At 42.9% G+C, this 6,586-nt stretch carries 5 protein-coding genes; 3 read left to right on the top strand and 2 right to left on the bottom strand.

Annotated elements, in window-relative coordinates; all coding sequences use genetic code 11:
- Positions 1–393: 393 nt before the first annotated feature.
- The 3 genes from K6C05_RS02110 to K6C05_RS02100 all read left to right on the top strand — a co-directional run bounded on the left by K6C05_RS02110 (position 394) and on the right by K6C05_RS02100 (position 2,978).
- The gene (locus K6C05_RS02110; protein ID WP_363317151.1) at positions 394–1,479 is read left to right on the top strand and encodes a branched-chain amino acid aminotransferase; all 1,086 of its coding nucleotides are present in this window, start codon (positions 394–396) and stop codon (positions 1,477–1,479) included.
- A gap of 86 nt (positions 1,480–1,565) precedes the next feature.
- A complete protein-coding gene (locus tag K6C05_RS02105) occupies positions 1,566–2,339 on the top strand; it encodes a cyclase family protein (RefSeq protein ID WP_296730758.1) in 774 nt (257 codons plus the stop codon).
- Positions 2,340–2,369: 30 nt separating this feature from the next.
- Complete coding sequence (locus K6C05_RS02100) at positions 2,370–2,978, top strand: peroxidase-related enzyme (protein ID WP_296730756.1); 609 nt, start codon at positions 2,370–2,372, stop codon at positions 2,976–2,978.
- Positions 2,979–3,074: 96 nt separating this feature from the next.
- Here the strand turns inward: K6C05_RS02100 and K6C05_RS02095 are convergent, their stop codons facing one another.
- Together K6C05_RS02095 and K6C05_RS02090 are read right to left on the bottom strand one after the other, a co-directional pair.
- Positions 3,075–5,033, bottom strand: a complete 1,959-nt coding sequence (locus K6C05_RS02095) for an NAD(P)/FAD-dependent oxidoreductase (protein ID WP_296730754.1) — start codon at positions 5,031–5,033, stop codon at positions 3,075–3,077.
- A 22-nt stretch (positions 5,034–5,055) separates the two neighbouring features.
- Entirely contained in the window at positions 5,056–6,243 is a 1,188-nt protein-coding gene (locus K6C05_RS02090) for an aminotransferase class V-fold PLP-dependent enzyme (RefSeq protein WP_296730752.1), read from the bottom strand.
- Positions 6,244–6,586: the final 343 nt, after the last annotated feature.

Raw genomic sequence — 6,586 nt, 5'->3', positions numbered from 1 at the left:
GCAATGTTCAGGCCGACGAATACCATGGGGATTTTACTGTTTCCATAGGAAATGGAATATTAGCGGTATATATATGCTGGCAGGAATAACGCACCAGGCTGTTAATAAAATGACACAAAAAAAGGGAAGCTTTATGATATGCCCCTGTCAAAGAGACAGAGGGCACATCATTGCTTCCCCTTTTTTTAGTAAAATTTTTCAATTAGTTTACCAATTTTTAAGTTATACCGCAGTAGCTGATATTTTTCCATAATCAACCAAAATTAATCATGAAAATAAAATAATGGCCTTGTTAAGCAAAAAAGATTATTTTTTTCTTGACCTCTTTACTTTTCCTGCTATAATCTTAATTAATCTTTTAAACCTATCTTTTTAATATGTTTAAAAGAAAACATGAACGAAGGGAGCTTGATTATGAACATTAAAATCACTCACACAACCGCACCAAAGAAAAAACCTGACCAAAATGCGTTGGGCTTTGGTAGGTTTCTTACCGATCACATGTTTCTCATGGATTACACTCCAGAAAGAGGATGGCACGATTGCCAAATAGTCCCCTATGGACCCATACCTATGGAACCTGATGCAGTAGCTCTCCACTACGCCCAGGAAACTTTTGAAGGACTAAAGGCGTATCGCCATCCTGATGGATCAATTCATCTTTTCCGTCCGGAAATGAATGCCAAACGACTTATAAATTCAAACAAACGGCTCTGCATGCCTGAGGTACCGGTTGAATTATTTGTCGAAGCCTGCAAGGCCCTTGTTCGCGTGGACAAGGACTGGGTGCCCTCTGAGCCTGGCACATCACTATATATTCGTCCATTTATGTTCACCAGTGAAGGGCAAATTGCTTTGCATAATTGCAGCCGCTTCACCTTTGCAATTATTTTAAGTCCGGTTGGTGCATATTTTGCCGAAGGAATTAACCCTGTAAAAATTCTGGTAGAAGACGAATATGTACGGGCAGTAAAAGGTGGCACCGGTTTTGCCAAGTGTGGTGGAAACTATGCAGGAGCCATGATTGGTCAGGAAAAGGCTGAAAAGCTTGGCTATTCACAAGTGCTGTGGTTGGACGGTGCAGAGCGCAAATATGTGGAGGAAGCCGGTGGAATGAATTTCATTTATTCCATCAATGGTGAGTTTTGGACCGCACCTACCGAGGGCACTGTTTTACCAGGTATTACCCGCGATTCCATTCTTCATATCCTACGGGACTGGAATATAACAATCCGGGAAGAAAGGATGGATATTGACACCCTAATGGCCGCTGGTCACAATGGCTCATTACAAGAAGCATTTGCCTGCGGCACCGCAGCTGTTATTTCACCAGTTGGTGCCTTGAACTATAAAGGTGATGAGGTTACTATCAATGGCTTTGCAATCGGCAGCCTAACCCAGAAACTCTATGATTACCTTACAGGTATTCAATGGGGCAAGGTTGAGGACAAGTACGGATGGACAATTTCCATTGATTGAGCATTAAAGTAAATAATAATCCCAATATACTAACAGATGTATGAGGCTTTCACCCTCTTAACATGTGCATTACAGGAGGAATTAGTATGGCAAATACAACTTTATGGAATTTAGTAGCTGATTTAAAGAGTCCAAAATACAAATGGGTCGACCTTACTCACGAGCTTAGCCCGGAGACACCACATTGGTATGGGTTTAAACCATTACAACAGGACTTATTATTCGACTATGCTGATGGCACACCTAAAGATAAGCTTGCGCCAATGCGTTGCTATCAGTACAGTGTAGCCAGTCAGTACGGCACCCATGTTGATGCCCCAATTCATTTTCATGCTGATGGACGCTCTCTTAGCAATATTGAAGTAAATGAGCTGGTATTTCCACTGGTAATAATCGATAAATCAGCCGAATGCGCTGCCAATCCGGATTTCATTTTAACAGTTGATGATATTAAGGACTGGGAAAAGAATTATGGAAAAATCCCTGAAGGAGCCTTTGTAGCCTTTCGTTCTGACTGGCACAAGAAAGCCAATTTGGATAATCCTGACGAAAATGGTATCCCACACTATCCCGGCTGGGATGTAAAGGCCATAAAATGGCTGGTGGAAGAACGCAATATAGGGGCCATTGGCCATGAACCGGCAGATACTGACCCAGGATTTATAACAACCAGGGAAGGAGCTTATCCTTACCCCGGTGAACAATACATCCTTTCTGTGGACCGATTTCAGATAGAAGTTATGCGCAATCTTGACCAACTGCCACCCACTGGGGCAATCATCATTACAGCCTTCCCGAGATTAAAGCATGCAGTTGGCTTCCCGGCCCGTGCCTTTGCAATTGCACCTAAAGAAGAATGATATACTGGATACTCAAAGAAAGGAAATAATATGGCTTTAAAATTTGATGAACAATTGTCACGACTGCAAAAGCCGGATCGTTCCGATATGACTGACAAGGAATATGCCCTGTTTGATAAAAGTGTCAAGGCAATGTTAAAAAATTGGGGTTTTATTAACAACCTATTTAAAATTTTACCCCTAAATGCCAAGGAATACATTGGCTTCCTTAATTTAAAATCATCATTATATAATGATTCCTGCTATTTAAGTGATGCTCAAAAGGAAATGATTGGAGTAGTAGTATCGTCTTATAACTGCTGCCATTACTGCCTCACAACACATGGTGATAATTTACGGGGCTTATGGAAGAATCCACAGTTGGTGGATACTATTTCCCACAATTATCGGGCAGCGAAAAATGAGCTAACCAAGGTTGACTACTCTCTATGCGAGTACGCCTGGTATGTCACCGCCCATCCGCAGGAAATTGATCAGGCACAGGTCGATAAACTACGGGATGCAGGTCTCGATGACCACCAAATTTTGGAAGCTGCTTTTGTCGCCGGTTTCTTCAACTACACCAACCGATGGGTAAGCACCATAGCTCCGGTAGCTAATCCGGGACATTTTAATCACAATCGCAATTTCACGGAATAAAAATTTTATCCATCAGGCTGCATTTTATACACCCTTTATTTAAAATACACATACTAAAAGGGACTGACTATATGCTCAGCCCCTTTTAGCATGCTTTTAATTATCATTCTGAAGGGTAGCACCTGCTTCAAAGCCATCCCGGATAGCATCGCCGATTCTTCCGCCACGACGGGCATCGCCTACAACTCTTATCTCACAGGTCGTCATTTGTGCTAATAATCCCCGGACAAATTTTACATCAGGTTTTACTCCCAGGGCCAGCACGACACTATCTACCTCCAATAACTGCAACTGATGGTCTGTTACATTCTCTACCAAAATTCCCTGTTCTTCAATGGATAACAGTCTATGACCGGCATATATAGCCGGGTCATAAGAAAGCACGCGACTTAGCTCATCATTGCGTATTGCGGAATAAATACCCGGTCCAATGTCATCAGCCATTTCCACAAGCAGCACTTTATTTCCAGCCTTCCCCAGCATACTGGCCGTCTCAAGCCCCGTAAGCCCCGTACCAACCACTGCTACACGACCGGGAGGTACTACCTTTTGTCCGGCCACCACATCCTCTGCCAAATAAACATTCTTTCCATCAATTCCAGACAGAGGGGGAATAACAGGTTTTGCCCCGCAGGCTATCACTACACCTGCCGGACTAATAGAGGATATTTCTTCAACCGTTCCTGCACATCCCAGATTGATCTTCACCCCCAGTTTTTTCAGCTGTAATTCCATGGTTTTTCGCAAACGAGTAATATTCTCCTTGAATGGTGGCTTGTCGGCAACATTCAACATACCACCAAGTTGCTTTCTTTTTTCAAACAGGGTTACAGAAAATCCCCTTTTTGCCAGTACCAAGGCAGCTTCCATACCAGCCGGGCCACCACCTATCACTGCTACTGCTTTACCATTACCATTTTTACATAATTGGGGAATTTCAATTTCCCGTGCCGTACGGGCATTAACAGTACAGCGTATGGGCATAGCGTCCCGCAGCACCCGCTCACGACAATACAGACAGCCAATGCACTGCCTTATATCTTCACTTTTTCCCTGATGAGCTTTATTCATAAAAAATGGATCAGCCAGCTGGGAACGGCCTAACCCTACAAAATCACACACTTCTTCAGACAACAATTTTTCCGCAAAATCTGGATTTTTTATGGTATTGGTGGCAATTACCGGTATTCCCAAGGCCATCTTATATGCCCTTGCTACATGTTTTTTCCAGCCAGGTGTGTAAGAAAATGGTTCACAATTGGCATCACCGTTTCTGGCACTGCCGTTACTGATATCAATAGCATCTATCCCAGCAATTTCCAATTCCCTGGCGATTTCGAGTCCCTCTGACAATGACAGAAAACCTTCTTCGTCAGTCATTTCATCCCCACACATACGAACCAAAATCGGATAATTTCCCAGTTCCCTCCGGATACCATAAATTATCTCAGTCAAAAATCGAGCCCGATTCTCCACACTACCGCCATATTGATCCTGGCGACGGTTGTAATATTTACTAAAAAATTGAGCAATCAGATAGCCGTGAGCCCCATGTAGCTCCACTCCATCATATCCCGCTTTTTTACACCGTATGGCCGCTGCAATAAACTTGTTCTGTACTCTTTTTATATCCTCCAATGTCATTTCCCGTGGAACGGGACGACCCTCAGCAATCGGAATCGCACTAGGCGCAATATTCTTCCGTCCGGTGAAATCCGGATTAGATGTTGCACCACCGTGATGTAATTGAGCAATAATTTTGCAATCATATAAATGAACAGCATCTACCAGTTCCTCCAGGGCAGATATATGATAATCCCTGGCTGCACGCAGATTATGAATGGATGGGATACTATCCACATCATCTACTCCTGTGTATTCCTGAATAATCATAGCCACACCACCCTTGGCCCGTTCCTGATAATATTTTATCTGCCGTTGAGTAACCACCCCGTCATGATCAGCCAAATCAGTGGCCATTGGCATCATAATGCCACGATTTTTTAAGCATAAGGATCCGATTTGTCCCTGTGAAAATAACTTTTGATAGCCCATAGTCCTCCTCCTCATGTATTGCCTAACAATTTCCCCGTATAATCTCATCATCGATATTTTTCAAAATTTTTCGGTCTATCTGCTTGAGTGCATCAATCAACTTATCTATATCTCTCCTGGTGTTAAACATCCCGAAGCTTATCCTTATTGTACCGTCATAAGCTTTATTATTAAGGTGGTGATGAATGCGTCCAGCGCAATGATGCCCAGCCCGTACTGCAATATCATATTTATAATCCAAAATTGCCGCCACTTCATTGGCCCGAAAACCTTTTATATTTATCGATACGACTCCAGCCTGGTTACCTGCACCATCCGGGGCCTTATAAATGATAATATCCGGCACAGTTGAAAGTCTGCCCAATAAATAGCTCGTTAATCCTTCTTCCTGTTGCCATGGATTTACTCCCTTTAACCAATCTAAGGATGCTGCCAATCCGGCAATAGCCACACAATCCATGCTGCCACTTTCCAATTTAGCCGGAATATAACTGGGCATAGCTGGATTTTCTGCCTTAATACCATTACCACCTACAATAAATTCTGCCAAATCCACCCCATTTTTAATATAAAGCCCCGCTATCCCAAAGGGAGCATATAGAGTTTTATGACCTGCAAAGGCAAGCGCATCGGCCTTTGTTTTGGCAAAGTTAATTTTCAGCAAGCCAACTGCCTGTGCTCCATCCAAAAGAGTAAAGGCCCCATACTCCTTAGCCATGGTAAAAACTTCTCCGGCCGGCAACACATATCCCGTAACATTGCTAACGGCTGTCATACACACCAGCTTAGGGTGTTCATTTTGAAACATGACTGCGGTGTGCTCCAAATCAATGGATAAATCATCTTTTAATGGCAGCTCTACTACCTTGATTCCCCTGCGCTTAACCAATAGATGCAGGGGGCGAAGTACTGCATTATGCTCATAAGGGGAGACATAAACTACATCGCCTGATTCATAATCCAAACCATTGATCACCATGTTTAGGGCAATCGTAACCGAGGGAGTAAAGGCTATTTCCGCCTGTTCCCTTGCATCAATGAGGCTAAGTAGCATGTTCTTTACCTTTTTAATCATGGCATTGGCCTCCCTGGCCGCCTTATAGGCTCCTCTTCCTGCATTGACTCCATTATAACGGGCGAACTCATCCACTGCATGATAAACTATCTCCGGCTTTGGAAAGGTTGTAGCCCCATTATCCAAATATATCATTTACCTTCACCTAACCTTACAACATTATTAATTCTAACGATATACACTAATTACCTATTTGTCAAGTATGTAATATTGACACAACTCTTGTCTTCATATTAAATTTTTATAACTCGCTGTAAGATGTCCCCTCCCCTCTATAGGTGGGGGGACAATCTTTAACAGGTGGTGATCATATCTCCCACCTCGTTGCGACACGAAGTTAGACAATATGTAATGACCTCCACTTTGTAGCAACGTGGATTTACCTGTATACTAAAGATGATAAATCAAAGGGTAACAGGGATTACCGCATACAAAAGGAGGTCACTATATGAATAATACCACAATTTTCGTAGGAATG

This window comes from Anaerovibrio sp. (assembly GCF_024697385.1).
Taxonomy (GTDB): Bacteria; Bacillota; Negativicutes; order Selenomonadales; family Selenomonadaceae; genus Anaerovibrio.
Note: the sequence above shows the minus strand (reverse complement) of the source record. Positions and strands in the feature narration are given on the sequence as shown.

Bases quoted from the DNA above. Each gene is read 5' to 3' on its own strand.
- K6C05_RS02110 (WP_363317151.1), top strand. From the start codon at position 394: ATGAACGAAGGGAGCTTGATTATGAACATTAAAATCACTCACACAACC.
- K6C05_RS02105 (WP_296730758.1), top strand. From the start codon at position 1,566: ATGGCAAATACAACTTTATGGAATTTAGTAGCTGATTTAAAGAGTCCA.
- K6C05_RS02100 (WP_296730756.1), top strand. From the start codon at position 2,370: ATGGCTTTAAAATTTGATGAACAATTGTCACGACTGCAAAAGCCGGAT.
- K6C05_RS02095 (WP_296730754.1), bottom strand. From the start codon at position 5,033: ATGGGCTATCAAAAGTTATTTTCACAGGGACAAATCGGATCCTTATGC.
- K6C05_RS02090 (WP_296730752.1), bottom strand. From the start codon at position 6,243: ATGATATATTTGGATAATGGGGCTACAACCTTTCCAAAGCCGGAGATA.